2 protein-coding genes are annotated in these 1021 nt (G+C 45.2%); one reads left to right on the top strand and one right to left on the bottom strand.

Going from position 1 to position 1021, the window contains the following annotated elements; translation table 11 throughout:
* Positions 1-311: 311 nt before the first annotated feature.
* A complete protein-coding gene (locus QUB24_RS33295; RefSeq protein WP_333157852.1) occupies positions 312-734 on the bottom strand; it encodes an endonuclease domain-containing protein in 423 nt (140 codons plus the stop codon).
* Between the two features lie 66 nt (positions 735-800).
* Here QUB24_RS33295 and QUB24_RS33290 point away from each other — a divergent pair, with 66 nt between their 5' ends.
* Positions 801-935, top strand: coding sequence for a hypothetical protein (locus QUB24_RS33290; protein ID WP_333157851.1), 135 nt, complete (start codon positions 801-803; stop codon positions 933-935).
* Positions 936-1021: the final 86 nt, after the last annotated feature.

Here is a 1021-nt window from a genome sequence, read left to right as displayed (position 1 = left end):
TTCGATCCCCCCTAACCCCCCTTCGTAAGGGGGGGACAAGAGTTAGGTTGAATATTGTTTGTGAGTCCACAATCTTTCGATCCCCCCTAACCCCCCTTCGTAAGGGGGGGACAAGAGTTAGGTTGAATATTGTTTGTGAGTCCACAATCTTTTTAAGTGGGATTCAGGCGTTTCACTACAAGACTTCGCCCTCTCTTGTCCCCCCCTTATTAAGGGGGGCTAGGGGGGATCAGAACCCCGTTATGAACGAAAAACTTCGCCCTCTCTTGTCCCCCCCTTATTAAGGGGGGCTAGGGGGGATCAGAACCCCGTTATGAACGAAAAACTCCCTCCTCTCTTGTCCCCCCCTTAGTAAGCGGACTACGGAGGATCAGACATTCCAACTGATAGCAAACCCCCTCAAAATTCTGCAAAACTTCAACATTAGTAAACCTGACCACCTGAAGTCCATAGCCCTCTAGAATATTCGTCCTCTCCTCATCATAAATTTTCCCCTGTTCAGTAAAATGACTCTCTCCATCAATTTCGATGACCAGTCTTAATCCCGAACAGTAAAAATCAACAATAAAATTATCAATCGGCCGTTGTCGCAAAATGCGAAGGGGCAATTTTCGCAAAAAACCTTGCCACATCTTTTTCTCTGTGACTGTCTGGTTTAGCCGCAGTTGTTTAGCGATGGGAACAAGTTTTGGGTTGTAGGGCAAATAAAAACCGGAGTCTTTGAGTTGTCGCACAATACCTCCTAGCTTCCCTGAAAAAGTTAGTATTAGAATTATTATAGCTTTTCGAGGTACTGTTTAATGCTGACTCTAGATATTCAATTAGAAACGCTCGTTTGGTGGTGGGTTGTGCGTCCAGATTTAGGAGCGGCGATCGCCATTGAAGATCCCCAAAAGCTCAAAAACATTATCAGTGAGTACATTTTGCAAAATTGACAAAAATTCCTGGGGGGGTGACAAAGAGGTTTAGGAGATAGACCGAATAAGGGTTGCAGCCCGTATACCCTGTTGATAAAAGCGAC

It is taken from the genome of Microcoleus sp. B9-D4, assembly GCF_036705105.1.
Classification (GTDB): Bacteria; Cyanobacteriota; Cyanobacteriia; order Cyanobacteriales; family Microcoleaceae; genus Microcoleus.
Note: the sequence above shows the minus strand (reverse complement) of the source record. Positions and strands in the feature narration are given on the sequence as shown.